We start from the raw sequence: 23,781 nt of genomic DNA on the forward strand, positions 1-23,781 counted from the left end.
CCGCGAAGTGCGCGATCATGCGAAGTTTACCGAATCCAACCGATGATTTTTGCTGTCAGGATTCGACAGCTCCCGTTTCAGTGCCAACCCAACGATGAAGAAAATGCGCAATCATCAAAATTGGGTGTATCGGTTGCGCATATCCCCCGTCAATCACCCCAAAAGGGGTACAGACGGTCGGTAATCACTGAAATATGCTCAGGTCACCGACCGGCACCCTGCTTACCCCAGAGGTGGCCGTCACACAGTCGCCGTCGAACGGGACTAATCGTCGCACCCCGCACCCCGCACCCGAAAAACGAGGTACAACTTTGCATACTGTCGTGTCCGGCGGAGCCGGTTTTCTGGGCTCCCACCTCTGTGAGGCCTTACTAGACCGGGGCGATTCCGTCACCTGCGTCGACAACCTGGTGACCGGACGGGAGGGGAACCTCTCTCACCTCCGGCAGAATCCGCACTTCTCATTCGTCAGGGTGGACGTCACGGATCGGGAGGCCATCAACCTGGCGCTCAGTGGGTTGCGCGTCGACGCCGTCGCGCACCTGGCCAGCGCCGCATCTCCCCCCGACTACCACCGGATTCCGCTAGAGACACTGCGGGTGGGCAGTCGCGGAACGGAGAACATGCTGGAACTGGCCAACGGTCATGGAGCCCGGTTTATTCTCGCATCCACAAGCGAGGTTTATGGGGATCCCCAGGTACACCCGCAACGGGAGGACTACTGGGGCAACGTCAACCCGACCGGGCCGCGCAGCGTCTACGACGAAGCCAAACGATACGCGGAGGCCGTGACGAGTGCCTATGGACGTACGCGCGGCACAAACGTTGGAATCGCACGCATTTTCAACACCTACGGACCGAGAATGCGGGCCATCGACGGCCGCGTAGTGACATCCTTCATCGCCCAGGCTCTCAACGGTGACGCCCTCTCTATCTACGGTGATGGATCTCAGACGCGCAGTTTCTGTTACGTCGATGATCTGATTCGTGGCCTCATCGCACTGCTCGACTCTAGCCACAGCGGCCCAATCAACATCGGCAACCCAAGCGAGCGCACCGTAGCCAGCCTCGCTGAACTCATCGTCGCGCTGTCGGGATCCGATTCCGACATCGAGTATTTTCCCCTTCCGACCGACGATCCGACTCGTCGCAAGCCCAACATCGACCTCGCCATGAGCGCACTGGAGTGGATGCCCCGGGTCGGAATCCTGCAGGGTCTGAAACAGACGATCGCTTGGTTCGCCGGTCGCCCGGACGAGGTGCGCGACGCTGCCCCGTTCCTGGTGGGGGCTCAGCCAGACGGGCAGGTCGACATCGACAGGTCCGACAATTCGCTGGAGCGGCTTTATGCCGAGCCGGCTGCCTGAGGGGGATCGAGCAAATTGAATGTAACAGTCATCGGTACGGGGTATTTAGGTGCCGTGCACGCGGCCGGGATGGCGGCCCTCGGGCACAATGTTCTGGGAGTAGACGCCGACCCCGCCAAGATTGCAGTGCTCGCGCGCGGCGAAGCACCGTTCTTCGAGCCCGGTCTTCCCGAGTTGCTGCGCCAAACGGTCTCCTCGGGATCCTTGAGTTTCACAACCTCCCTCCAAGAGGCTGCCGAATTTGGCGACGTGCATTTCGTGTGCGTTGGAACGCCGCAGCTGGAGGGCTCTCACAGTGCCGACGTCAGTTTCGTCGACGCCGTCGTGACCGAATTGGCCTCCTATGTCACCCGCTCCTGCCTGATCGTCGGCAAATCGACGGTCCCGGTGGGGACCGCTCGGCGACTCGCCGCACTCGCCCGGTCAATCACCGCTGCAGGCGTGCCCGTCATGCTCGCCTGGAACCCGGAGTTCCTGCGCGAGGGATTCGCCGTCGAAGACACCCTGAACCCCGACCGGCTCGTCTTCGGTGTGAGCGACGACCGATCCGAGCAGATTCTTCGCTCGGTCTACGCCCCCATCCTCGACAAGGGCACGGCGGTCTTCTGCACCGATCTCGAGACCGCCGAGCTCGTCAAGGTGGCGGCTAATTCCTTTCTCGCGACCAAAATCTCCTTTATCAACGCCATGGCCGAGGTCTGCGAAGTCGTCGGCGCTGATGTTGTGACCCTGGCGGATGCCATTGGTCAGGATGCCCGGATCGGACGCCAATTCCTGAATGCCGGTGTCGGGTTCGGCGGCGGGTGCCTCGGCAAGGATATTCGTGCCTTCCGTGCTCGAGGCGAGGAACTCGGAGTCGGCGAGGCCCTGGAGTTTCTCGGCTCGGTGGAGTCCGTCAATACTCGTCGCCGCCAACGTGTGCTTGACCTCGCGGCGAACATTCTCGACGGAGACGTGGCGGGACGCCGGATCGCGATTCTCGGCGCGTCGTTCAAGCCGAACAGCGACGATGTTCGCGACTCGCCGGCTTTGCACGTAGCGCGGGCACTTCATTCCCGCGGCGCCGTCGTAACGGTTCACGACCCGGCTGCCATCGCCAACGCCCGACGCGCCGCCCCTCAACTCGGCTATGCCGGCTCGATCACCGATGCCGTTCAGAATGCCGACCTCGTCGTTCACCTGACGGAGTGGGAAGAATATCAGGAGCTCGATCCGGGCACGCTCCACTCCCTGGTTGCGGCAAAGAACATCATCGATGCCCGAAACGCGCTTGAGCCCGACGATTGGAACGCAGCGGGCTGGAATTTTCATGCCCTTGGTCGGCCGATCGCGCCAGCCTGGGCTACAACATCCATCAGCAATTTGGTCCTCTCCGAGGCCGAGGAAGAAGAAGTCGCATGAGAATTCTGGTCACCGGCGGAGCCGGATTTATTGGATCGCACGTCGTGGACAATCTGCTGGCCCAGGGGCACGAGGTTCGGGTCTACGACAAGATGGTCGAGCAAGTGCACGCGGGCAACGGCCCGCGCTATGTCTCCGAGGATGCCGAGTTCATCTACGGCGAAATGAATGATGCCGAAGGCTTGACCGACGCACTCCGTGGCGTTGAACAAATCGTGCACTTGGCCGCCGAGGTCGGCGTCGGCCAATCGATGTACGAAATTTCCCGCTACGTCGATGCCAATACTGGAGGGACCGCCAGACTGCTCGACGTCATCGTCAATGGAAAGAACGACGTGTCCAAAATCGTAGTGGCCTCATCGATGTCGATCTATGGCGAGGGTTCGTATTGGTGCGCCGAGCACGGGGCCATTTCCCCGCGCCTGCGCTCGGAGGCGCAGCTGAGGGAACGCCGCTGGGAGCCGGCCTGCACGATCTGCGGCCAGGATCTGTCCCCGGTTCCAACAGCGGAGAGCAAACCGCTCTTCCCGACCTCCGTCTACGCGATTTGCAAGATGGATCAGGAACTCCTCACCCTGTCGGTCGGTGCTGCGTATGGCATCGATGTCACAGCCGTACGGTATTTCAACGCGTACGGACCGCGCCAGGCGTTGTCGAACCCGTACACGGGGGTGGCCGCCATATTTAGTGGACGTCTCCTGAACGGCCTTGCACCCATCGTGATGGAAGACGGCAACCAGAAGCGCGACTTCATCCACGTCAAAGACGTTGCAACGGCAACGGTTCTAGCGCTCACCGCCCCCAAGGCCAACGGCCAAGCCATCAACATCGGTATCGGTGACCCGATCAGCATCTCCGAGGTCGCCACCACGCTGGCAAAAGCCTTAGGGCGTGAGGAAATCGCGCCGATCATCACTGGCGAGTACCGCGCGGGAGATATCCGCCACTGCTGGGCCGACCCCACTCTGGCCGAGGAGATTCTCGGGTTCGAGCCCGAGTACCGCTTTCGGGACAAGGGGGTGGAAGAACTGGTGAACTGGGTCGGCTCTCAAACGGCAGTTGACAAGGTGACAGCAGCGAACGACGAGCTACGCAAACGAGGCCTCACCGTATGATCGGCCTGATTTTGACCTGGTTACTCATCGGCGTTCAGATCGTTTACCTAGCCAGCGCCCTCATCACGCTTTGGTTCTACACACTGCCGGTGAATCTGGTCGACCGATCTGCCGAACTACCACCGAAACTCCCTAAGATCGTGCTGTTCTATCCCGTGCTCCGCGAGCTTGAACAGACGATGCGCACGACCTTTACCGGAATGCGACGGGCCCAGTACCCCCAAGAACTGCTCCGCGTCATTTCGATCCCCAATGACAATGATCCAGAGACCATTGCGTCCCTGAAGCGACTGCAGCTGGAGTTTCCCTTTCTTGAGGTTCTTCCCGTCCCCGCCACGACGGACCCGACCTGGGATGCCGTGTGGCAGGCATGGGAGACCAACCCGAAGGCCTACTGGTGGCACCAGGACAAGCGCAAGGGTGACAAGGCGCTGCCTCCCAAGAAGACGCGCCAGCTCATCTGGGCCATGTATCAGGTGGCGCCCGGCAACGAGGACGCGCTGCTTTCGTACATCGACGCCGACAGCGTCGTGCCCGAAGACTTCTGGAAGACCGCCGCGATCGGGATGGAATCCTACGACGTCGTGCAGAATACGAATATCACCGGTAATCTGCTCAGCAGCTGGCCCGCGTCGTTTTACGCCATGGATCACATCGCGTGGGATTCATCGCTGTACAAGCACATGTCGGCCGACGGGCAGCATCCGTTTTACGTACTCGGCAAGGGCCTGTTCTTTCGATTCAGCGACCTTCTCAAGGTCGGTGGCTTCCACCCGTGGCTGACAATCGAGGATCCTGAGATCGGGATGCGCATGTGGACCAACGGCGCAAAGCTCGGGGTGGTCGAATCTCCCCTGATCGAAGAGGTTCCTGCGACGTGGAGCCAGGGCGTTACGCAGCGCAAGCGGTGGGTTGCCGGATTCTTCCAGACGCTGTCGGCACCGCTGACCCGAATGGGTATGACCAGGGCACAGCGCTTTCGCGCGCGTCTCAACTTTGTGCCGTGCCTATCACTCGCTTTCAACCCGATCGGGTTTTCCGTGGGAATCTGGGCGCTCGTGGCCAGTTCACAAGGGGAGGTGCAATTCAGCATCGGCACGACCGCGCTGTCGATCCTGACGATGTCTTTGGCCCTCACCCTCATGGTGTGGGGCATGGTGCAGGCCGGCCGGATGTCCCGGCCCGTCCTACCCCAGCGGCGTGACCGGGTTCGGTACGTGCTGCGGGTGAATCTCGTGTTCATTTTGGTCTACTGGCTGTGGTGGGCGATTCCCCTCGCCAAGGGCTTCACCATGTTTTTGCAAGACGGTGGTCTGGTCTGGGAACGTACGGAGAAACGCGACGCCAACAGCGCGCTGGTTCGTCGCGAGGTTGTTACGGACTGACCGGCGGCAGGGCACCGATTGTTACACTGGCCCCGGTCTGCAGTCCCGCACCGAGGGCCTGGACTCCCAACGTCCCTGCGGCCCGAGGCACCCAGGTAGCCACGGTTGGATGAAGGCCTTTCAGGTTCATGCCGGCGACCATCGCTGCCTCCGTCGGAACCTGCGCGAACAACCGCAGTCCCAGGGCGCGGAGATCCTGGTTTCCGATCGGTACGCGGTCCTGGCCCCCGACAGCGGTGTTCGCTCGGATGGTCTGGGCCGTCCGGTCGAAGGCCATTTTCGAGTTGAGGGGAGCGAAAATATTGTTGACGATGGTCACGCCATTATTCGGGTCAGCGATGGAGAGGCGTACGTCAACCTCGGTCGATCCGCTGATCGCGGGGCTTACGGTCCGCAGATTGCCGATCAAGGTGTTGTTCACGACGTCGACGTTCTTCGTATTGAAAATGTGTACGCCGCGACCACCGCAGGCCGTGATCACATTGCCCTCGATCAGACCGCGTTTGAGGTATGGCCGCAGAAACGGATGAAGAGAGTTCGGAATCGCCAGGGAATCGGGGCTGATCCCGTTGCCGTCCGTGACGAAATCGAATCCACCCGGCGAATACGGCACCGTACAGATGACATCGTAAATATAGTTGCCCACAGCGCGATAGCCGTAACGTTCCGTAGCGGTGAGGTTCTCCGCTCCGTAGAAGCTGATACCCGATGTGTTGTAGGGGGAATACTTCGACGTGGCGTGGATGGTGTTGAAAAAGATGTCGACCGCGTCCCATCCACCACCGGGAAGCACCGCGGCGCCCCATCGAGTCGGAGCCGTGTAGAAACAATTGACTCCGCCACCGGGAAAATCGTGGATGTGGCATTCCCAGACGGCAATATGACAGGACGAGCGAAAAATCGCCACTCCGGAGGGATTGGTGTCGGCACTCGTCTGCGCGCCACGAATTTCGAGTCCAAAGATTGCAATGTAGCTCGAGCGCTGAATGTCGATACCATCGTTGAATTTGCTCGCGTCGTCTGACGTTGTCGACTGTGACACGTCGATGACCGGGGTCGTGCCAGGAGCATTCTCGATAGTGATCCAGGCCAGATCGGAGCCATGAACATCGTAGAACAACGCATGGTCGTAGGTTCCTTCGCCAACCCGGATTCGATCCCCTGGCCGTGCCAGTGAGATTCCACGTTGAAGGGAACGAACCGGTGTCGAGTTCGACACGCCGTCGTTGAGATCGCTGCCGACTCCGGAGACATACAGAGTGCGCAGACCGCTCGGGTATAACAGACGAAATCCGTCGCGCGTATTGCGCATAACGCCCAGCCCCGGAATATTGACGGCGGAATCAGGTCCCGGGCCCGGCTGCCGACCAGCCGCACCGACCGCTGCACCGGGATGGCTCCAGTCGGCTGCCGTCATTCCGATAACTCCGATGCTCGTTCCCACGGCAGCGGTGAGAAATGCGCGCCGAGAGACCCGCGTGAGAATGGAATCTGTAGCAGCGCTGCCGCTTTGGAGCGTCGACATGCCTAACTTCTTTCAGGAGGACGACTGTACGAGTTTCATCTGCCAGCCTTGCCGAACAGCAACGTTACGCCGAACCTCACGCCAGATCCACTCAAGCCGTGTGCATAACTGAACTGCGTCAGAGCAACGCGCGACGCTCTTCGCTGGCCGTCGGTTCGAACCAGGTGCCCACGTGCTCGCCGCGGAGGGCGGCAGCGGCCAGTTCGGTGGAGGTGACCAGAACGGCGGTGCCGGCCTTGGTCGCGAGGCGGGCGGCGACGACCTTGGTGCTCGCTCCCCCGGTGCCGACGCCAGTGGCTCCGCTGGAGCTGAATTCGAAGCCGTCGAGCGGGTCGTCGGCGGCGATGAAGTCGAGTTTCTCCGCTCCCGGCAGGTGCGGCGGCTTGGTGTAGAGCGCGTCGACGTCGCTCAGCATGATCAGCAGGTCTGCGTGAATGAGGGTCGCGACGAGGGCCGCGAGGCGATCGTTGCTGCCGAACCGCAAACCGTAGACGGCCACGGTGTCGTTCTCGTTGACGACGGGCAGGATGCGCAGGTCCAGCAGGCGTTCCAATGCACGGCGGGTGTTGCTGCGGTGCGGTTCCTTGAGTGCGTCGCCCTCGGTGAGCAGCACGGTGCCGGCAGCGATGCCGTAGCGGTCCAGGCTTTCCTGGTAGCGAAAGATCAGTACGTTCTGCCCGACGGCGGCCGCGGCCTGCTGGGTGGCGACGTCGCTGGGTCGTTCCTCCAGGTTGAGGAACGGCATGCCGGTGGCGACGGCGCCCGAAGAGATCAGCACGACCTCGGTACCGCGACCGTAGGCCTCGGCCAGGGCGTCAACGAGGGGGGTGATCTGGTCGGAGTTCTCGCCGCTGATCGACGAGGACCCGACCTTCACGACGACGCGTTTCGCGCCGGCTACGTTGTCTCTGGCTAAGCCACTCACTTCTGTACTTCTTCCGCAGTCTCGTCGTCGTTCTCGTTCTCGTTGTCGCCGCCGGCTTCGGTTTCGATTTCGGCGGCGGTTTCGGCGGCAGCGACTCCCCCATCGGCCGTCAACTCCACGTCGGCGAGGCGCACGTCTTCGTTGTATTCCTCTTCACCGGTCTGCCACATGCCGGCTTCGCGCTCACGAATGAGTTCAGCGCGGGCGGACGACTTGGCGTCCATCCGGCCGAAGTACTCTTCGCGGCGTTCGTTGCTGGTACGACGCTTGGGTTCGTCGAGGCGAGAGTCGGTGCCGCGCGGGGCGGTGATGAGCTCGGCGGTCGACGTGAGAGTGGGCTCCCAGTCGAACACGACACCGTGGCCAGGGCCGATGATGACGGTCGAGCCGGCGATGGCGCCCGACTTGTACAGCTCGTTCTCGATGCCCAGTTTGGCGAGCCGGTCGGCGAGGAAGCCGACGGCCTCGTCGTTGGTGAAGTCGGTCTGCTGAATCCAGCGTTCCGGCTTCGTGCCCAGAATGCGGTAGATGTTGCCGAAGGTGCCGCCCTCGACCTTGATGACGAAGCCACCCTCGTCAACGGCCTTGGGACGGATGATGATGCGCGGCTTCTTCGCTTCGGCTGCGGCAGCCTCGGCGCGGCCTTGCTCAACGACCTCGGCGAGGGCGTAGTTGAGTTGCTTGAGCCCTTCGTGGGTGACGCTGGAGATCTCGAACACGCGGTAGCCGCGGGCTTCGAGGTCGGCCTTGACGAAAGCGGCCAATTCGCGACCTTCGGGCACATCGATCTTGTTCAGGGCGATGAGCTGGGAGCGCTGCAGCAGCGGCTTCTGGCCGTCGGGGACCGGGTAGGCGTCGAGTTCGCCGAGGATGACATCGAGGTCGCTGATCGGGTCGCGGCCGGGCTCGAGCGTGGCACAGTCCAGAACGTGCAGCAGGGCCGTGCAACGTTCGACGTGACGCAGGAATTCGAGACCGAGGCCTTTACCCTCGCTCGCGCCCTCGATCAGGCCGGGCACGTCGGCGATGGTGTAGCGCGACTCCCCCGACTCGACGACGCCGAGGTTGGGGTGCAGCGTGGTGAAGGGGTAGTCGGCGATCTTGGGGCGAGCGGCGCTCATGGCGGCAATCAGGCTGGACTTGCCGGCGGAGGGGTATCCGACGAGCGCGACATCCGCAACGGTCTTGAGCTCGAGGTAGACGTCGCCTTCCCAGCCGAGCGTGCCGAGCAGGGCGAAGCCGGGGGCTTTGCGCTTGGTCGAAGCGAGGGCGGCGTTGCCGAGCCCACCCTGGCCGCCCGGCGCGACGATGAGACGCAGGCCGGGTTCGTTCATGTCGAGGAGCTGGTTGCCCTCCACGTCCTTGACCACGGTGCCGATGGGCACCATGAGCTCACGCATCTCACCGTTGTGGCCGTTGCGGTGGTCGCCCATTCCGGGGCCGCCGTTGTCGGAGCTGCGGTGCGGCGAACGGTGGTAGCCGAGCAGGGTTGTCGTGCTCGGGTCGGCGACGAGAACGAGGTCGCCGCCGCCGCCGCCGTTACCGCCGTCGGGGCCGGCGAGGGGTTTGAACTTCTCGCGCTTGACCGAAACACATCCGTTTCCTCCGTTGCCCGCTCGTAAATGCAGCGTCACGTGGTCAACGAATGTGGCCATGGAGTGCCCCTTTCAGGTGGCGCAAGAAATGCTTCAAAACACGGTGCTATGAAACGAATGCGATAGATCAACTGGGTCGTGCAGAAAATTTTCGACGGACAAACACGTCAGGGCGGACCGAAGCCCGCCCTGACATTCAAATTGTGCCAACCTACTCGGCGGCCACCACGATGTTGATGACCTTGCGGCCACCCTTGGCGCCGAACTGCACTGAGCCGGCTTCGAGGGCGAAGAGCGTGTCGTCGCCGCCACGGCCGACGTTGACGCCGGGGTGGAAGTGCGTGCCGCGCTGACGAACGATGATCTCGCCCGCGCCGACAACCTGACCACCGAAACGCTTTACGCCGAGGCGCTGAGCGTTCGAGTCACGACCGTTGCGAGTGGAACTCGCACCTTTTTTGTGTGCCATCTGTCTATCTCCTCAGGCCTAGGCGATGCCGGTAACCTGAACGCGAGTGAGCTCCTGACGGTGCCCCTGACGCTTCTTGTACCCGGTCTTGTTCTTGAACTTCTGGATGACGATCTTCGGACCGCGAAGGTTGTTCAAAACCTCGGCGGTGACCTTGATCTTGGCCAGCGACGTAGAGTCAGAGGTGATCTTGTCGCCGTCGACGAGAAGCACGGCGGCCAGCTCGACGTTGCCGTCCTTGTCAGCCTTGATTCGGTCCATCGTCACGATGGTACCGACCTCTACCTTCTCCTGCCGCCCTCCGGCGCGCACAACTGCGTAAACCACTTTACGTACCAATCTCTGGGGAGCCTGAGGCTCCGATTTTGGAAACTCACTGCTCTGACTTGACTGCTGTATTCACTGCAGTACACGAACCGGCTGGCCCAGCGCACTCAGAAAACCTTGGTATTGGCGTTTATTTTTCTAACGCACACCAAGGGTTGACTTTACCTGATCCGCTACCCGTGGTCAAACCAACGGCACGGCGTGTCCGAACCACATCTCAAACACAGTGTGGCTCGTAGACTTCGATCATGGCAATACTTATCGACCAGCCTAGCTGGCCGGCGCACGGAACGGTGTGGGCGCACCTCGTGAGCGACTCAGATCTCGAGGAATTGCACGCTTTCGCGGCCGCCGCAGATATTCCACGGCGAGGTTTCGACCTGGACCACTACGACGTGCCCGAAGCGCGCTACGCCGACCTGGTCGCCGCCGGGGCACTGCCGGTGAGCTTTCGCGAGATGATCGTGCGGTTGCGCTCCAGTGGCCTGCGGGTGAGCGCCCGGGAACGGCGAGGTCTCTAAACCGGTCGCCACCTAGTGCCAGGTGGCGCCGAACCCGAGCACGCTGCGGCGCACCTCACCGGTCGCCACGTTCACGAACAGGGTGGTCACATCCGTCGCCTGAGTATTGACCGGGTACCCGTCGGAGAGTTCGGTGTCGCGGTTCGGCACGATCTGCACGGCCAGGAACTGGTCGTTCGGGGAGAGTTCGAAACCGACGATCGTTTCTGAAGCGGATGCCGGCGCATAGACGGTGCGCGCCTCACCACCCTGCACCAGCGAGAGATACTGCCGCACCGAACCGGTGGCGGCATCGAACTCGGCGATACGCTGCACGTACCCGGCGGAGTCCGTGCCGGCTCCCCCGGCGAGGAAACGCAGTTCCGCCGTGTACTGGGTGGTGCCGGCCACGCTCTGCGGCACGATGGCGGACTCCGTACCCTGCGACAGGTCGAGCACATACTGGCCGTCGCGGTCGGAGACGGCGATGCGCACGCCGTCGGGCGCGAACGCGGTGAGGTTGGCGAATTGCCCGAGCGGAACCGCTGGCTCGAGTTCTGGTTCGGTCTCGAGCGGGTTGCCGCCGGACTGGTCGAGCGGATTGATCAGCAGCAGCGTCGAATCGTATTGCCGCGCGACGATGTCGGCGCGATTGGCCATGAATCCCCAGGTCGTCACGCTGAGGGGATCGCCGTCGAGATCAGGAACAGCCTTGGCGGCATTGGTGCGCAGGTCGAGCACGAACAGCACGTTGTCGTAGTGCGGGCCGGCGGCATCCGCTGCGCTGGTGAATCGAAAGCCGAGCAGAGACTGGCCGGGCGCGGCCTGCAGGTCGTGCACGAGGCCTGTCCCCGGCAGGTTGAGCACTTCGGCGGTGCCGTCGGCGTCGACGCGGTAGAACGTGTTGGCCAGGTCTGCGTTGACCGTTACGACGGCGAGTTCGCTGCCGATCGGGACGAACTGCTGGATGTTCGCCGACTCGAACGCTACCTCCGTGTCAGTGGAACCGGTCGTGGTGCGCAGGATGCGGTCGGCACCTCGAGTGCTGGCCTCGGCGGGCGGCTGCGCGCGGCTCAGGTAGTACAGCGACGGTTCGCTCGTACTGAACGACGCCTTGAGGGTCGATTGTCGGTCGACGGCCGTGCCGGTGATCCCCCGCACGGAGACCGCATAGTCGGTGTTGTAGGCGAGCGGCTGCGGAAAGGAGATCACGATGGAGTTTCCGCTCGTCGTCACCTGAAACGGTGCTGCGGGCTCAATACCGACCTGCTCCGGAGTGACGTCGGCCAGTTGTCGGTTAGTCGTCAGCACCAGGCGCGCGTTCGCGGACGAGACCACGGCAGTCGCGTCGACCTCGACGTCGCTGAGCCGCGGACCGCTCAGCAGGTTGACGGCGACGAGCGCGAGGCAAGCGACGACCAGACCGCCAACGAGCATCCAGAGGGACCGGAGGAAGGGGCGCATCGACCGTGCCGGGAGCGGCTGTCCCGTGAGCAGATCAGTGTTCAGGTCAGTAGACATAGGGATCATTCGGCTGGTCCACCGGGACGATCTCGACCGGGGTGATCGCGAGCGGGTCGCTCGCCGTGGCACTCACGCTCGGGTCGAACCGGCCGGTAACCTGCACCCAATCGTCGACCTCGTACTCGGCCTGCCAGCCCGGCAGGTAGACCGGAACGCCGATCGGCTGCGCGTCGACGGCGCAACAGGTCACCACGAACCGGGCGACGTAGAAGACGTTGTCGGGGTCCTGGGCGTCGGGGGTCACAAATCCGATCACCTGGGCGGTCTTGTCGGCGTAGAAGGCAGGATCGGACGACTGAGCGAGCAGGGACACCCACTCCCGCACGCTGAGCTGTTCGAAGTCGCCGGTGCCGATGAGCGTCGCTGCCTGCTCGGCGTCATCATCGGTGCCCAGTCCGCCGGAATTCACCTCACGCTGGGTGGCCGTCGCGCTGGTCAGGGTGGTCGGCGGGACGACGACCATGGCGACTCCCATGACCAGGAGCAGCACGACTCCCACCCCGGTCAGGGTCGTCTCGAACCGTCCGGTGTGCCCGACCTCGAAGTGGCGGCGCCGGGCGAACCCGGCGCCCACGAGCACGAGCCCGATGACGGCCATGGCGATCGTGAACACGAAGTAGCGCGGGTGGATATACAGCCCGAGCTGGCCGCTCAGACCCAGCCAGAGGGTCGCCACGACCACTACGAGACTGAGCACGACGCCCTGCCAGCGTTCGGCCCAGTAGCGCAGGGCGGCGGCTGGCGGCATCCGTTGGTCAGGCAGCATAGTTCACCAGCAATCCGAGCGCCGCACTCATCAGGCCCACCACGACGGTGATCTGCAGGAGGGTGCGGCTCGTGAAGGTCGTGCGCATGAGGGCGAGCATCTTGACGTCGATCAGGGCGCCGAACACCAGGAACGCCACGATGCCGCCGGGCAGGAAGGTACTGCCGAAGGACAACACGAAGAAGGCGTCGACGTTGGAGCACACCGCCACGATGAAGGCCAGGGCCATCATGGCCAACACCGACCAGACCGGGTTGCTGCCGAGGGCGAGCAAAACCGATCGCGGAACGAACACCTGGGTGAGGGCGGCGACGGCGGAACCGATGAACAGGGCCGGCATGATGACCGAGGTTTCACGAATGAAAATCTCGGTGGTGCGGCTGAACCGGCTCTCCCGGTCGTGCTGGTGATCGTGCCCACTGGTTGAGCCGATCGCGCAGGCTGCGGCGAACCGGCTCGTCAACAGGCTTTGCGGGTCGGGGTGCTTGCTGAACAGCCAGCCGACCACGTTGGCGATGAGGAATCCGCCGAGCAGGCGGGCGACCAGGATGTGGCCGTCCCAGCCGAAGGCCTGGTGCGTCGTGATGATCGTGATCGGGTTCAAGATAGGCGCGGCGAGCAGAAAGGTGATCGATTCCGACACGGTGAACCCGCCGACCATGAATCCCCGGGCCAGCGGAACGTTGCCGCACTCGCAGACCGGAAAAAACATGCCGAGCAGTGAGATCGACGCGCGGCGTAGAATCGGGTTGCGCGGCAGGTGCCGCGCCAGCACGCCGTGCGGCAGCCAGACCTGCACGACCGCCGAGAGCAGAATGCCCAGGAAGACGAAGGGCACCGATTCGATGATGACGCTGATCGCGAGGGTGAGGGTGTCCTGCACCCGGTCCGGCAGCGAGAAATCGCTCAGCTGCTCATCGACGAAGGCCGGTGACAGCGCCCGCAGCACGAAAACGGCGAGCACCACCAACACCCCCGCGGTGAGGCCGAGTGGCCATCGCCGCAGGAGAGGGAGCTGCCCGCCGATTACGTTACCGTCTGACTTGTTGCCGGGGCCTAGTCGCCGTGCGGCGGCTGGCTGGATGATGACGCAGCGGTCGCCGTGCCCGTTGCGGTCAGGATGGCCTGGCCGGTGGCACCGCCCGCGGTCGTGACCCGGCGGCTGCGCCCGCGTCCCTGGCCGGGCAGTTTCGGTTCGGGCAGCGAGTCCAGCACGGAGTCCAGCAGCTGGTCGGTGACCTGCTTGCTGGGGCGCCGTGCGGTGCGTGTCGACTTCTTCACCGGAATGTCGAGGATGTCGACGGACTCGGACTGTTCAGGCGCTGGCACCTGGACCGCCGAGGTTCCAACTGCCGGTGCGCCGGCTGCGAGGGTGCTGCGGCCGGCGCGGGTGCGGGGTGCGGCATCCGCTACCGGGGCGGGGGGGCTGTCAACGACTGGCTCGCTGACCGGATCGCTAACCCGGGCAGCGGATGCCGCCGGCTCGGCCTGCTGCACGCTGGCCTGTTCTACGCTGGCCTGTTCCACGCTGGCCTGACGTGCGCGGGCCAGTTCAGACCGCGACTGCTGGCCGCGCCCATTCTGACCACGTGAACGCGACTGGCGGCCGCGCGAACGCTCGGTGCTGGGGTGCTCGGGGCCGGTCGGTTCCGCACTCGGCTGCTCGACACTCGGTTGCTCGGTGCCGGCCTGCTCGGTCTTGGCTTGCTCGGTCTTGGCTTGCTCGGTTCCGGCCTGCTCGGTGGCGGTGTGAGCAGCCGTGACCGGCGGTACGGCCGTTGCGTCGGCATCCGCTGCCCGGGTAGCGGCCGCCGGGACGATCGCGATGGAACCGGTACGAGTGATGGTACGGGCGGCGATGAGCGCGAGGGCCTGCTTGGCGTCCTCGGTGATGCCGTGGGTGCCCTGGCCGCTCTTCGGTGCGTCGGACCCGCCGAAGTGGGCGTCACGGTGGCCACCGTCACGCTGACCGGAACTGTCCCGGCTGTTGTTCGAGCCGTTACTGGAACCACCATTGCTGCTGGAACCGGAGTTGCCGGACCCGTTGCTGGCCGCGCTACTGCCGGTCTTGGCGCGCGGGCGGCGTTCCTGCGGCGGCTGCGCGGTTTGGCGGTGCTTCACGACCGGATCGTGGTGAACAATAATGCCGCGGCCGGCGCAGGCCTCACAGTTCTCGCTGAACGATTCCAGCAGGCCCAGGCCGAGCTTCTTACGAGTCATCTGCACGAGTCCGAGCGAGGTGACCTCAGCCACCTGGTGCTTGGTGCGGTCGCGGCTGAGACACTCGATCAAGCGACGCGACACGAGGTCGCGGTTGGTTTCGAGCACCATGTCGATGAAGTCGACGACGATGATTCCGCCGATGTCACGCAGTCGCAGCTGACGCACGATTTCTTCGGCCGCTTCGAGGTTGTTCTTGGTGACGGTCTCTTCGAGGTTTCCGCCGCTGCCGACGAACTTGCCGGTATTGACGTCGACGACGGTCATGGCCTCGGTGCGGTCGATCACGAGGGATCCGCCGGACGGCAGCCAGACCTTGCGGTCGAGGGCCTTCTCGATCTGTTCCGAGATGCGGAACTCGTCGAAGGCATCGACCTCGCCCTCGTAGGTTTCAACCCGCTCGAGCAGGTCGGGTGCGACCTGGCTGAGGTAGGTCTCGATCGTGGCGCGCACGTCGGGACCTGCCACGACCATGCGCTGGAAGTCTTCGTTGAAGACGTCGCGCACGATTTTTACCAGCAGGTCGGGCTCGCTGTGCAGTTCGGCCGGCGCCTGCGCCGACTCGACCTGTTCGGCGATGCTCGCCCACTGTTCACGCAGCCGGTTGACGTCCACGGTGAGCTGCTCGTCGGTGGCGCCCTCGGCGGCGGTGCGCACGATGACGCCCACATTGTCGGGCAGAACCTCCTTGAGGATCTTCTTCAGGCGAGCCCGTTCGGTGTCGGGGAGTTTGCGGCTGATGCCGTTCATCGAGCCGTTGGGCACGTAGACGAGGTAGCGACCGGGCAGGGAGACCTGGCTGGTGAGGCGGGCGCCCTTGTGACCGATCGGGTCCTTGGTCACCTGCACGAGTACCTTGTCGCCGGGCTTGAGCGCGAGCTCGATGCGGCGGGCCTGGTTGCTGGTGCCGGAGTTCTCGGCGGCGGCGTCCCAGTCGACCTCACCGGAGTACAGCACGGCATTGCGGCCGCGTCCGATGTCGACGAACGCGGCTTCCATGCTCGGCAGCACGTTCTGCACCCGGCCGAGGTAGACGTTGCCGATGAGCGAGGCGTCCTGGTTCTTCGCGACGTAGTGCTCGACCAGCACACCGTCTTCGAGCACACCGATCTGGATCTTGTTGTGCTTGGCACGCACGACCATGAGGCGGTCGACGGACTCACGGCGGGCGAGGAACTCGGCCTCCGTGATGACGGGGCGGCGGCGACCGGCGTCGCGGCCGTCGCGGCGGCGCTGCTTCTTGGCTTCGAGCCTTGTTGACCCCTTGATGCGCTGGGGTTCGGTGATGAGTTCGGGTTCACGCGGTGCGCGCACCTTGACGACCGTGTTGGCGGGGTCGTCGGTTCCCGATCGGTTCTCGTCGCCGGTGCGACGACGGGCCCGGCGACGAACCGTCGTGGCCTCCACGTCGTCGTCGTCCAGTTCGTGCTGTTCCTGGTGCGACTGCTGCTGCGACGAGCGGATGCCGGTACGCGCCGGCATCGGCAGGATCTCCGGCGCCTGGAAAAGCAGGGAGAAGGACGAGCGCACCGGCGCGGCTGCCGGGTCGTCGGCCGTGGCGTCTGGCGTGGCGTCGATCATCTGCTGGGCTCCGGTGACGTTGTTGTACTCTGCGATGGTCACCTTCGCGGGGGCCTCGGCCACCGGCACAGCGGGCGCCTCGATTGCCGGTTGCACGGTCGGTGCAGAGACCGGCGCCTTCCGGGTTGATTTGCGAGTGCCGAACAGGCTCTTGCGTTTCTTGTTTTCGTTGTCTTCCACCATCACTGGTGCGCTCCTTGACCGCTGTGGGTGACCGCGCCACCCACCGGTTACTCTCTCGTGCGAGATTGTCACCTTCGTGACAAACCCCGCGAATTTTTTACTACGGCAACCGGCTTTGCCCCCTGGCGTCACTCGAAACTGTTGCCAGTCGAAACTGTGCTGGGGGCTGTGCTCTGGCTGCTAATACTTCGGGTCGTGGGACCCTAATTCTGGGCGACTGTTGCCCAGGCAAGCCCTGTAATCATTAAGCCCTGTAATCATTAAGCTCTGTACTCATTAAGCTCTGTGGCGTCTGCTTGAGCGCGGCTCAACGACTATCAACGATTATCGCATGTAATCGCACAAAGCCACGCCGCCCGCGTGGCATAATCGCAAGAGTGCCACAGACAGACCGTTCACAACGTCCAACCGGCTTGGCTATTTTCCTGATCATCGCCGGGATCATTGCGTTTGCAGCGGCCTTCGCCCTCACGCTCGACAAGATCCACCTGCTGGAGGATCCGAACGCTCAGCTCAGCTGCAGCTTCAGTGTTCTCATCGGCTGCGCGACCAATCTCTCCTCCCCGCAGGGCGCGATTCTGGGCTTTCCCAATCCGCTGATCGGGCTCGCCGCCTGGAGCGTGGTCATCACGATCGGCATGGCGATATTGGCCGGGGCGCGATTCGCCCGCTGGTTCTGGGTGGGGCTGAACGTCGGCATGCTCGCCGCGATCACCTTCGTGATCTGGTTGATCGGCCAGAGCATCTTCGTGCTCGACGTGCTCTGCCCGTGGTGCATGGTGACCTGGGCGGTGACCATTCCGGCCTTCCTGGCCGTGACCCTCTACAATTTCACGGTGGGCAATCTGCCGGGTGGGGCATCCGTTCGCCGCCTGGCGGAGGCTGCCTACTCGTGGATGTTCGTCATTACGATCGTCTGCTACATCGTGTTCTTCATCGTCGCGCAGGTCAACATGGACGTCGTGAACCGACTGTAGCCAGAACCAGAAAACCCCCGCCTCGGAACCGAGACGGGGGCTTTTTAGGCGGTGATCAGTCGAACCAGAGCGCGAGTTCGCGTGCGGCGGACTCGGGCGAATCCGAACCGTGCACGAGATTCTGCTGCACTTTGGAACCCCAGTCGCGGCCGAGGTCACCGCGGATGGTGCCGGGCGCGGCGGTCGTGGGGTCCGTCGTGCCGGCGAGGGCACGGAAGCCCTCGATGACCCGGTTGCCCGCGACGCGGAACGCGACGATGGGGCCGCTCTCCATGAATTCGACGAGGGGCTCGTAGAACGGCTTGCCCTCGTGCTCGGCATAGTGCGCGGCGAGCAGCGAGCGGTCGGGTTCGACGAGCTTCACGTCGACCAGGGAGTAGCCTTTGGTCTCGATGCGGCGCAGAATCTCGCCGGTCAGGTTGCGGGCAACGCCGTCGGGCTTGACCAAGACGAGGGTTTCTTCAATCGGGGTGTTCATTCAATCTCCTTGTGTTGATCCGGATGCGGGTGATCTATTCTCGAGCCGGTGATCATGCAGTAGGTCCACATGGCGGCAAACAGGGCGCCGACGAAAAACATGGCCGGGGTGACGAACCCGGTGGCGATGATGACTGCCTGCAGCAGCCAGCCGATCGCATAGGACCAGCGATAGCGCAGCAGTGCGATCAGGGCGACCATGGCGAGGCAGAGCAGCACGCCGCCGATGACCACGGCGAGGGGTGAGACCGGGCCGGGCTCGGTCGCCACGGACACGAGCCCGAGGGTGACCACTGCGCCCAGGAAGACGACGATGGTTTCAAAGCCGAGCAGGATGGTCGCGAGCGAGCGTGTGACCGAGCGCGGCCCCCTCACTTCTCCATCCATTCGCCGGCGGCGGCGAGGGTGATCGCTTCGCCGACGAGCACGATGGACCCGGTGACCAGCACAGCCCGTTTGGGTGCCTCGGCGGCCCACTCGCGGGCGCTGTCGAGGGCGCCGGCCAGGTCGTCGAAGCGGAAGGTGACCTGGTCGCTGGTCCACTCGGCGATATTGTCGGCGAGGTCGTCCATGCGCACGGCCCGCTCGGAGTGCGGCTCGGTGACGTAGAACCGGTCGACCTGGGGGGCGAGGGCGGCGACGATGCCCTGCGCGTCCTTATCGGCGAGGATTCCGACGACCACGGCGATCTCATCGAAGTCGAAGTACGCCTCGAGCGCCGCGGCGAGTGCCGTGGCACCGTGCGGGTTGTGCGCGGCGTCCACGAGCACGGTCGGTTCGATCCCGACGAGTTGCAGGCGTCCGGGCGAGGTCGCGCTGCCGAGCCCCTCGGCAAGCAGGTCGCTGACCAGGGCCTGGCTGCCAGCGCCGAGGAACGACTCGACGGCGGCGATGGCCAGCGCCGCATTCTGGGCCTGGTGGGTGCCGTAGAGCGGCAGGAACAACTCGTTGTAGGTGCCGGCTAGGCCGCGCACGGAGATGACCTGGCCGCCGACGGCGATGGTGCTCGAGAGCAGTTCGAAGCCCTCGTTCTCGCGGGCGAGTGTCGACTCGCTCAGCTCGGCAGCACGGTCGAGTTCGGCCTGAACTTCCGGGCTCTGGGCGGCCGAGACCACGGATGCTGCCGGCTTGATGATGCCGCTCTTGGTGCGGGCGATCTCGGCTACGGTGGTGCCCAGGCGCAGCGTGTGGTCGAGTGCGATCGGCGTGAAGACGGCGACCTGGCCGTCGGCGACGTTGGTGGAATCCCACTCGCCGCCCATCCCGACCTCGATCACGGCCACATCAACCGGCGCGTCGGCGAAACAGGCGAAGGCGAGCACGGTGAGGGCTTCGAAGAAGGTCAGCGGCACCTCGCCGGCGGCCTCAAGCTCTTTGTCGACGAGACCCAGGTACGGCTGGATGTCGGCCCAGTTCGCGGCCAGGATCTGATCGCTGATCGGTGCACCGTCGATGACGATGCGCTCGTTCAGCCGCACCAGGTGCGGGCTGGTCAACAGGCCGGTGCGCAGTCCGTAGGCGCGCACGATGCTCTCGACCAGGCGGCTCGTGCTGGTCTTGCCGTTGGTGCCGGCCACGTGAATGATCGGGTACGAGGTCTGCGGATCGCCGAGAAAGTCGAGGGCGCGACGGGTCGGCGCGAGGCGCGGCTGCGGCTGGGCCTCCCCCACCCGCAGCAGCAGCTCGGCGAAGACGGCGTCCCCGGCTTCGCGGAAGGCGTCCAGGGGAGCCGGCTGGTTCATCGGCTCCTCGTCATCGCCGCGCCCGGTGATGTTCTTCCAGTCGGAGCTGTCGTCAGTGGGGTTATCAGCGGGGGTGTTATCAGACAAGGATTGCTCCGTTCACGCGTGCGACGGCCACGATGACGGCGCCCAGATTGACATAGTGGTCGGCTTCAAAACGAACGTAATGTTCCACCGGAGCGCCGATGCGCGCTTCCAGCCACTCCGACGGCAATTCGGCGGCGAATTCGCCGGTCGACGGGCGGTGCGTGGTGAAATTCGTGGCGAGGGTTTCCGCCGCAACGTCGACTCCCCGGGCGCGGTCGAAGGAATCGGCATCCGCTTCGCTTTGAAAGACCAGATCCAGACGGATGCGGTCGCTCACCTGGAAACCGGCCGACTTGCGGGTGTCCTGCACGGCCCGAATGAGGTCGCGGGCGAAGCCCTCAGCCTCGAGCTCGGGCGTTGTGGCGGTCGCGAGAAGCGCGAAACCGCCGCCGGGCAGCAGCGCGAGGGCGGCTGCACCGTCCCCGGCGTCGCTGTTGGCTTCGAGGGTCAGCTCGTACTCGCTCGGTTCAAGGGCGATGCCGCCGGCTGTGACGACGCCGTCGGTCTCGGTCCAGTCGCCGGCGCGAGCGGCCTTGATGACCTGCTGCACCTGCTTGCCGAGGCGGGGGCCGGCGGCGCGGGCGTTGACGACGAGCTTGCTCGTGACACCGTAGGCGGCGGCGCTGTCGTCTTCGAGTTCGATCAGCGTGACCGTTTTCACGTTGAGCTCGTCGCGGAGAATGGCGACGAACGCTGCCAAGGCTGCGGTGTTGCCGGTAACGACGGTGAGGTTGGTCAGCGGCAGGCGCACCCGCAAGCCGGCCTGCTTGCGGAGCGAGAGCACGGTAGAGCTGATCAGACGCACCTGGTCCATCGCGGTGACGAGTTCGTCGTCGGCGGGGAACAGGGTGGCGTCCGGCCAGTCTTCGAGGTGCACGCTGCGGCCCCCGGTGAGGCCCTGCCAGATGCGCTCGGTGACGAGCGGCAGCAGCGGAGCGGCAACACGGCAGACGGTTTCCAGCACGGTATAGAGGGTGTCGAAGGCTTCGTGGGCGGTAGCTCCTTCGGCGGCGCCGCCCCAGAACCGGTCACGCGACCGGCGCACGTACCAGTTGGTGAGCACGTCGGCGAAGTCACGCAGTCGCGCTGCGGCGACGGTGCTGTCGAAGGTTTCGAGGTCGTTCGTGACCCCGACGACGAGGTCGCGGGTCTTGGCGAGCAGGTAGCGGTCGAGCACGTCGGTGGAGTCGGTGCGCCAGGTGGCCTCGTAGCCACTGGCACCGTCGGGGCCGGAGGCGTTGGCGTAGAGGGAGAAAAAGTAGTACGTGCTCCACAGCGGCAGCATGACCTGCCGGGCGCCCTCACGGATTCCCTCCTCTGTAACGACGAGGTTGCCGCCGCGCAGGACCGGCGAGCTCATCAGGAACCAGCGCATGGCGTCGGCGCCGTCACGGTCGAAGACCTCGTTGACGTCGGGATAGTTGCGCAGCGACTTGCTCATCTTCTGGCCGTCGTTGCCGAGCACGATGCCGTGGCTGATCACGTTCTTGAACGCCGGCCGGTCGAACAGGGCGGTGGAGAGCACGTGCAGCAGGTAGAACCAACCGCGGGTCTGGCCAATATATTCCACGATGAAGTCGGCCGGGTTGTGCGCTTCGAACCATTCCCGGTTCTCGAAGGGGTAGTGCACCTGTGCGAACGGCATTGAGCCGGAATCGAACCAGACGTCGAGCACGTCGGTGATGCGGCGCATCGTGGACTGGCCGGTGGGGTCGTCGGGGTTCGGGCGGGTCAGCTCGTCGATGTACGGGCGGTGCAGGTCGGTCGGGCGCACCCCGAAGTCGGCGGCCAACTCGTCGAGCGAGCCGTAGACATCCGTGCGGGGGTAATCGGGGTCGTCGCTTTTCCAGACCGGGATGGGTGAACCCCAGTACCGGTTGCGGCTGATCGACCAGTCGCGTGCGTTACCGATCCACTTGCCGAACTGGCCGTCCTTCACGTTCTCCGGAACCCAGTTCACCTCCTGGTTGAGCTCGACCATGCGCGGGCGAAAATCGGTGACGCGCACGAACCAGCTCGACACGGCCTTGTAGATGAGCGGGTTGCGGCAGCGCCAGCAGTGCGGGTAGGAGTGCTCGTAGCTGGCCTGGCGGATGAGCCGGCCGTTGGCCTTCAGCAGCGCGGTGAGCGGCTTATTGGCGTCGCTCCAGAGCTGGCCGGCCACCTCGGGAATGTCGCTGAGAAACTTTCCACCGTCATCGAGCGAGAGGATGACCGGGATCCCGGCGGCCTCACAGACCTTCTGGTCCTCCTCGCCGTAGGCGGGAGCCTGGTGCACGATGCCGGTACCGTCGCTCGTTGTCACGTAGTCCGCGACGAGGATGCGCCAGGCGTTCTGGGTGCCCCAGACTGATTCGTCGGCGTAGTGGTCGAACAGGCGGTCGTAGCTGACACCCTCGAGCTCACTGCCGAGTACGGTGCGGGACACGGCAGCGGATGCCTCGGCTGCGCTCTCGTAGCCGAGGTCCTTGGCGTAGTTGCCGACCAGGTCGATCGCGATGAGGTATTCGGCACCGAGTACTTCAGCGGACGAGTCGGCGCCCTCACGCAGCACCTCGGCGTCTGGCGTGCCGTTCGGACCGGCCGGCACGACGGCATAGACGATCTCGGGGCCCACGGCGAGCGCGAAGTTCGTCGGGAGCGTCCACGGGGTCGTGGTCCAGGCCAGGGCGCGCACGGCGGTGAGGCCGAGCGCCTCGGCCCTGGCGCCGATCAGCGGGAAGGTGACCGTGACGGTCTGGTCCTGGCGCATCTTGTAGACGTCGTCGTCCATGCGCAGTTCGTGGTTGGAGAGCGGGGTCTGGTCACGCCAGCAATAGGGCAGCACTCGGTAGCCCTCGTAGGCCAGCCCCTTGGTGTGCAGTTGCTTGAACGCCCAGATCACCGACTCCATGAAGGTGATGTCGAGGGTCTTGTAGTCGTTCTCGAAGTCGACCCAGCGGGCCTGGCGGGTGACGTACTCTTCCCAGTCCTTGGTGTACTCGAGTACGGATTCGCGGGCGACCGCGTTGAACGCCGCGAGGCCCATCTCTTCGATCTGGCTCTTGTCGGTGATGCCGAGCTTGCGTTCGGCTTCGAGCTCGGCGGGCAGGCCGTGGGTGTCCCAGCCGAAGCGGCGGTGCACCTGCTTGCCGCGCATGGTCTGGAATCTCGGGAACAGGTCCTTGGCGTAGCCGGTGAGCAGGTGGCCGTAGTGGGGCAGGCCGTTGGCGAAGGGCGGGCCGTCGTAGAAGGTCCATTCCTCGGCGCCGGCGCGTGCGTCGATCGAGGCCTGGAAGGTGTCGTCGTTCTTCCAGAATTCGAGCACCTCGTTTTCGAGGGCGGGAAAGTTCGGGGAGGGAACGATGGCCTCGGCGCGTGTGCCATGGGGGGTCGTGGTGCGGCTCTTGGGATACAAAATGCTTCTCCTACCGGGACGGGTCGCTGGGGCCCTGCTCCACGAGGACGAACGATTCTGTAGAAATCGCCGCGGTACCACCTCGCTTGCCGCCCGAAACCGCTGGGCGACCGCTTGTTCAGAGGCTGTGACGGGCCCGACCCGTTCGGTTCTACTGGAATGCCGCCCGAGGGAGGCATCTGTTCTTCCGAAGACTTCCCGGTGATGGCCGAGTCACT

Annotated in this window: 19 protein-coding genes; 6 read left to right on the plus strand and 13 right to left on the minus strand. The window is 64.4% G+C overall.

Going from position 1 to position 23,781, the window contains the following annotated elements; translation table 11 throughout:
• Positions 1-323 precede the first annotated feature (323 nt).
• Genes E3O06_RS03345 through E3O06_RS03360 form a run of 4 tightly spaced genes read left to right on the plus strand, consistent with a single transcriptional unit; the run spans position 324 to position 5,268 of the window.
• Positions 324-1,367, plus strand: a complete 1,044-nt coding sequence (locus tag E3O06_RS03345; protein ID WP_338144798.1) for an NAD-dependent epimerase/dehydratase family protein — start codon at positions 324-326, stop codon at positions 1,365-1,367.
• Positions 1,368-1,382: 15 nt separating this feature from the next.
• Positions 1,383-2,768, plus strand: a complete 1,386-nt coding sequence (locus E3O06_RS03350; RefSeq protein ID WP_134501571.1) for a UDP-glucose dehydrogenase family protein — start codon at positions 1,383-1,385, stop codon at positions 2,766-2,768.
• Positions 2,765-3,883, plus strand: a complete 1,119-nt coding sequence (locus E3O06_RS03355) for an NAD-dependent epimerase/dehydratase family protein (protein ID WP_134501572.1) — start codon at positions 2,765-2,767, stop codon at positions 3,881-3,883. Before E3O06_RS03350 ends, E3O06_RS03355 begins: the two co-directional genes overlap by 4 nt.
• Positions 3,880-5,268 carry a glycosyltransferase family 2 protein gene (locus E3O06_RS03360; RefSeq protein WP_134501573.1) on the plus strand — a complete coding sequence of 463 codons (1,389 nt, stop codon included), beginning with the start codon at positions 3,880-3,882 and terminating at the stop codon, positions 5,266-5,268. The genes E3O06_RS03355 and E3O06_RS03360 overlap by 4 nt, the downstream gene beginning before the upstream one ends.
• Here E3O06_RS03360 and E3O06_RS03365 read toward each other — a convergent pair.
• The 5 genes from E3O06_RS03365 to rplU all read right to left on the minus strand — a co-directional run bounded on the left by E3O06_RS03365 (position 5,258) and on the right by rplU (position 10,109).
• Positions 5,258-6,793 carry a right-handed parallel beta-helix repeat-containing protein gene (locus tag E3O06_RS03365; protein ID WP_134501574.1) on the minus strand — a complete coding sequence of 512 codons (1,536 nt, stop codon included), beginning with the start codon at positions 6,791-6,793 and terminating at the stop codon, positions 5,258-5,260. The two genes, E3O06_RS03360 and E3O06_RS03365, sit on opposite strands and share 11 nt — an antisense overlap.
• A gap of 118 nt (positions 6,794-6,911) precedes the next feature.
• A complete protein-coding gene (proB, locus tag E3O06_RS03370) occupies positions 6,912-7,718 on the minus strand; it encodes a glutamate 5-kinase (protein WP_134501575.1) in 807 nt (268 codons plus the stop codon).
• Positions 7,715-9,373: a GTPase ObgE gene (obgE, locus tag E3O06_RS03375; RefSeq protein ID WP_134501576.1), complete on the minus strand. Its 1,659-nt coding sequence runs from the start codon at positions 9,371-9,373 to the stop codon at positions 7,715-7,717. Before obgE ends, proB begins: the two co-directional genes overlap by 4 nt.
• A gap of 151 nt (positions 9,374-9,524) precedes the next feature.
• The gene (gene rpmA / locus E3O06_RS03380; protein WP_035836705.1) at positions 9,525-9,782 is read right to left on the minus strand and encodes a 50S ribosomal protein L27; all 258 of its coding nucleotides are present in this window, start codon (positions 9,780-9,782) and stop codon (positions 9,525-9,527) included.
• An 18-nt stretch (positions 9,783-9,800) separates the two neighbouring features.
• Complete coding sequence (gene rplU, locus E3O06_RS03385; protein WP_104081810.1) at positions 9,801-10,109, minus strand: 50S ribosomal protein L21; 309 nt, start codon at positions 10,107-10,109, stop codon at positions 9,801-9,803.
• Positions 10,110-10,357: 248 nt separating this feature from the next.
• Here rplU and E3O06_RS03390 point away from each other — a divergent pair, with 248 nt between their 5' ends.
• Positions 10,358-10,630: a DUF4031 domain-containing protein gene (locus E3O06_RS03390; protein ID WP_134501577.1), complete on the plus strand. Its 273-nt coding sequence runs from the start codon at positions 10,358-10,360 to the stop codon at positions 10,628-10,630.
• 12 nt (positions 10,631-10,642) lie between these two features.
• Here the strand turns inward: E3O06_RS03390 and E3O06_RS03395 are convergent, their stop codons facing one another.
• From E3O06_RS03395 to E3O06_RS03410, 4 genes are all read right to left on the minus strand, one after another.
• On the minus strand, positions 10,643-12,130 hold the full coding sequence (locus tag E3O06_RS03395; RefSeq protein ID WP_134501578.1) for a hypothetical protein: 1,488 nt from the start codon (positions 12,128-12,130) through the stop codon (positions 10,643-10,645).
• On the minus strand, positions 12,120-12,899 hold the full coding sequence (locus E3O06_RS03400) for a TIGR03943 family putative permease subunit (RefSeq protein ID WP_241979836.1): 780 nt from the start codon (positions 12,897-12,899) through the stop codon (positions 12,120-12,122). The genes E3O06_RS03395 and E3O06_RS03400 overlap by 11 nt, the downstream gene beginning before the upstream one ends.
• Positions 12,889-13,863 (minus strand): permease, encoded by a 975-nt coding sequence (locus tag E3O06_RS03405; RefSeq protein WP_241979837.1) that lies wholly within the window; start codon positions 13,861-13,863, stop codon positions 12,889-12,891. The genes E3O06_RS03400 and E3O06_RS03405 overlap by 11 nt, the downstream gene beginning before the upstream one ends.
• A gap of 92 nt (positions 13,864-13,955) precedes the next feature.
• A complete protein-coding gene (locus E3O06_RS03410) occupies positions 13,956-16,883 on the minus strand; it encodes an Rne/Rng family ribonuclease (RefSeq protein WP_134501678.1) in 2,928 nt (975 codons plus the stop codon).
• Positions 16,884-17,296: 413 nt separating this feature from the next.
• On the opposite strand from E3O06_RS03410, the gene E3O06_RS03415 reads away from it, so the two are divergent.
• The gene (locus E3O06_RS03415) at positions 17,297-17,860 is read left to right on the plus strand and encodes a vitamin K epoxide reductase family protein (RefSeq protein ID WP_241979838.1); all 564 of its coding nucleotides are present in this window, start codon (positions 17,297-17,299) and stop codon (positions 17,858-17,860) included.
• Positions 17,861-17,915: 55 nt separating this feature from the next.
• On the opposite strand, the gene ndk is transcribed toward E3O06_RS03415, so the two are convergent.
• The 4 genes from ndk to ileS form a co-directional block, all read right to left on the minus strand.
• Positions 17,916-18,338: a nucleoside-diphosphate kinase gene (ndk, locus tag E3O06_RS03420; RefSeq protein WP_134501580.1), complete on the minus strand. Its 423-nt coding sequence runs from the start codon at positions 18,336-18,338 to the stop codon at positions 17,916-17,918.
• Entirely contained in the window at positions 18,335-18,712 is a 378-nt protein-coding gene (locus E3O06_RS03425) for a DUF4233 domain-containing protein (protein ID WP_166788081.1), read from the minus strand. The genes ndk and E3O06_RS03425 overlap by 4 nt, the downstream gene beginning before the upstream one ends.
• The gene (locus tag E3O06_RS03430; protein ID WP_134501680.1) at positions 18,709-20,079 is read right to left on the minus strand and encodes a bifunctional folylpolyglutamate synthase/dihydrofolate synthase; all 1,371 of its coding nucleotides are present in this window, start codon (positions 20,077-20,079) and stop codon (positions 18,709-18,711) included. Before E3O06_RS03430 ends, E3O06_RS03425 begins: the two co-directional genes overlap by 4 nt.
• A gap of 79 nt (positions 20,080-20,158) precedes the next feature.
• The gene (gene ileS, locus E3O06_RS03435) at positions 20,159-23,566 is read right to left on the minus strand and encodes an isoleucine--tRNA ligase (RefSeq protein WP_134501681.1); all 3,408 of its coding nucleotides are present in this window, start codon (positions 23,564-23,566) and stop codon (positions 20,159-20,161) included.
• Between the last annotated feature and the right edge of the window lie 215 nt (positions 23,567-23,781).

This window comes from Cryobacterium glaciale (assembly GCF_004402535.1).
In the GTDB taxonomy this organism is placed as follows: domain Bacteria; phylum Actinomycetota; class Actinomycetes; order Actinomycetales; family Microbacteriaceae; genus Cryobacterium; species Cryobacterium glaciale.

Excerpts from the sequence above, each read along its gene's own strand:
- E3O06_RS03355 (WP_134501572.1), top strand. The coding sequence starts at position 2,765 with ATGAGAATTCTGGTCACCGGCGGAGCCGGATTTATTGGATCGCACGTC.
- E3O06_RS03360 (WP_134501573.1), top strand. The coding sequence starts at position 3,880 with ATGATCGGCCTGATTTTGACCTGGTTACTCATCGGCGTTCAGATCGTT.
- E3O06_RS03365 (WP_134501574.1), bottom strand. The coding sequence starts at position 6,793 with ATGTCGACGCTCCAAAGCGGCAGCGCTGCTACAGATTCCATTCTCACG.
- obgE (WP_134501576.1), bottom strand. The coding sequence starts at position 9,373 with ATGGCCACATTCGTTGACCACGTGACGCTGCATTTACGAGCGGGCAAC.
- rpmA (WP_035836705.1), bottom strand. The coding sequence starts at position 9,782 with ATGGCACACAAAAAAGGTGCGAGTTCCACTCGCAACGGTCGTGACTCG.
- E3O06_RS03390 (WP_134501577.1), top strand. The coding sequence starts at position 10,358 with ATGGCAATACTTATCGACCAGCCTAGCTGGCCGGCGCACGGAACGGTG.
- E3O06_RS03395 (WP_134501578.1), bottom strand. The coding sequence starts at position 12,130 with ATGTCTACTGACCTGAACACTGATCTGCTCACGGGACAGCCGCTCCCG.
- E3O06_RS03400 (WP_241979836.1), bottom strand. The coding sequence starts at position 12,899 with ATGCTGCCTGACCAACGGATGCCGCCAGCCGCCGCCCTGCGCTACTGG.
- E3O06_RS03410 (WP_134501678.1), bottom strand. The coding sequence starts at position 16,883 with ATGGTGGAAGACAACGAAAACAAGAAACGCAAGAGCCTGTTCGGCACT.
- ndk (WP_134501580.1), bottom strand. The coding sequence starts at position 18,338 with ATGAACACCCCGATTGAAGAAACCCTCGTCTTGGTCAAGCCCGACGGC.
- E3O06_RS03430 (WP_134501680.1), bottom strand. The coding sequence starts at position 20,079 with ATGAACCAGCCGGCTCCCCTGGACGCCTTCCGCGAAGCCGGGGACGCC.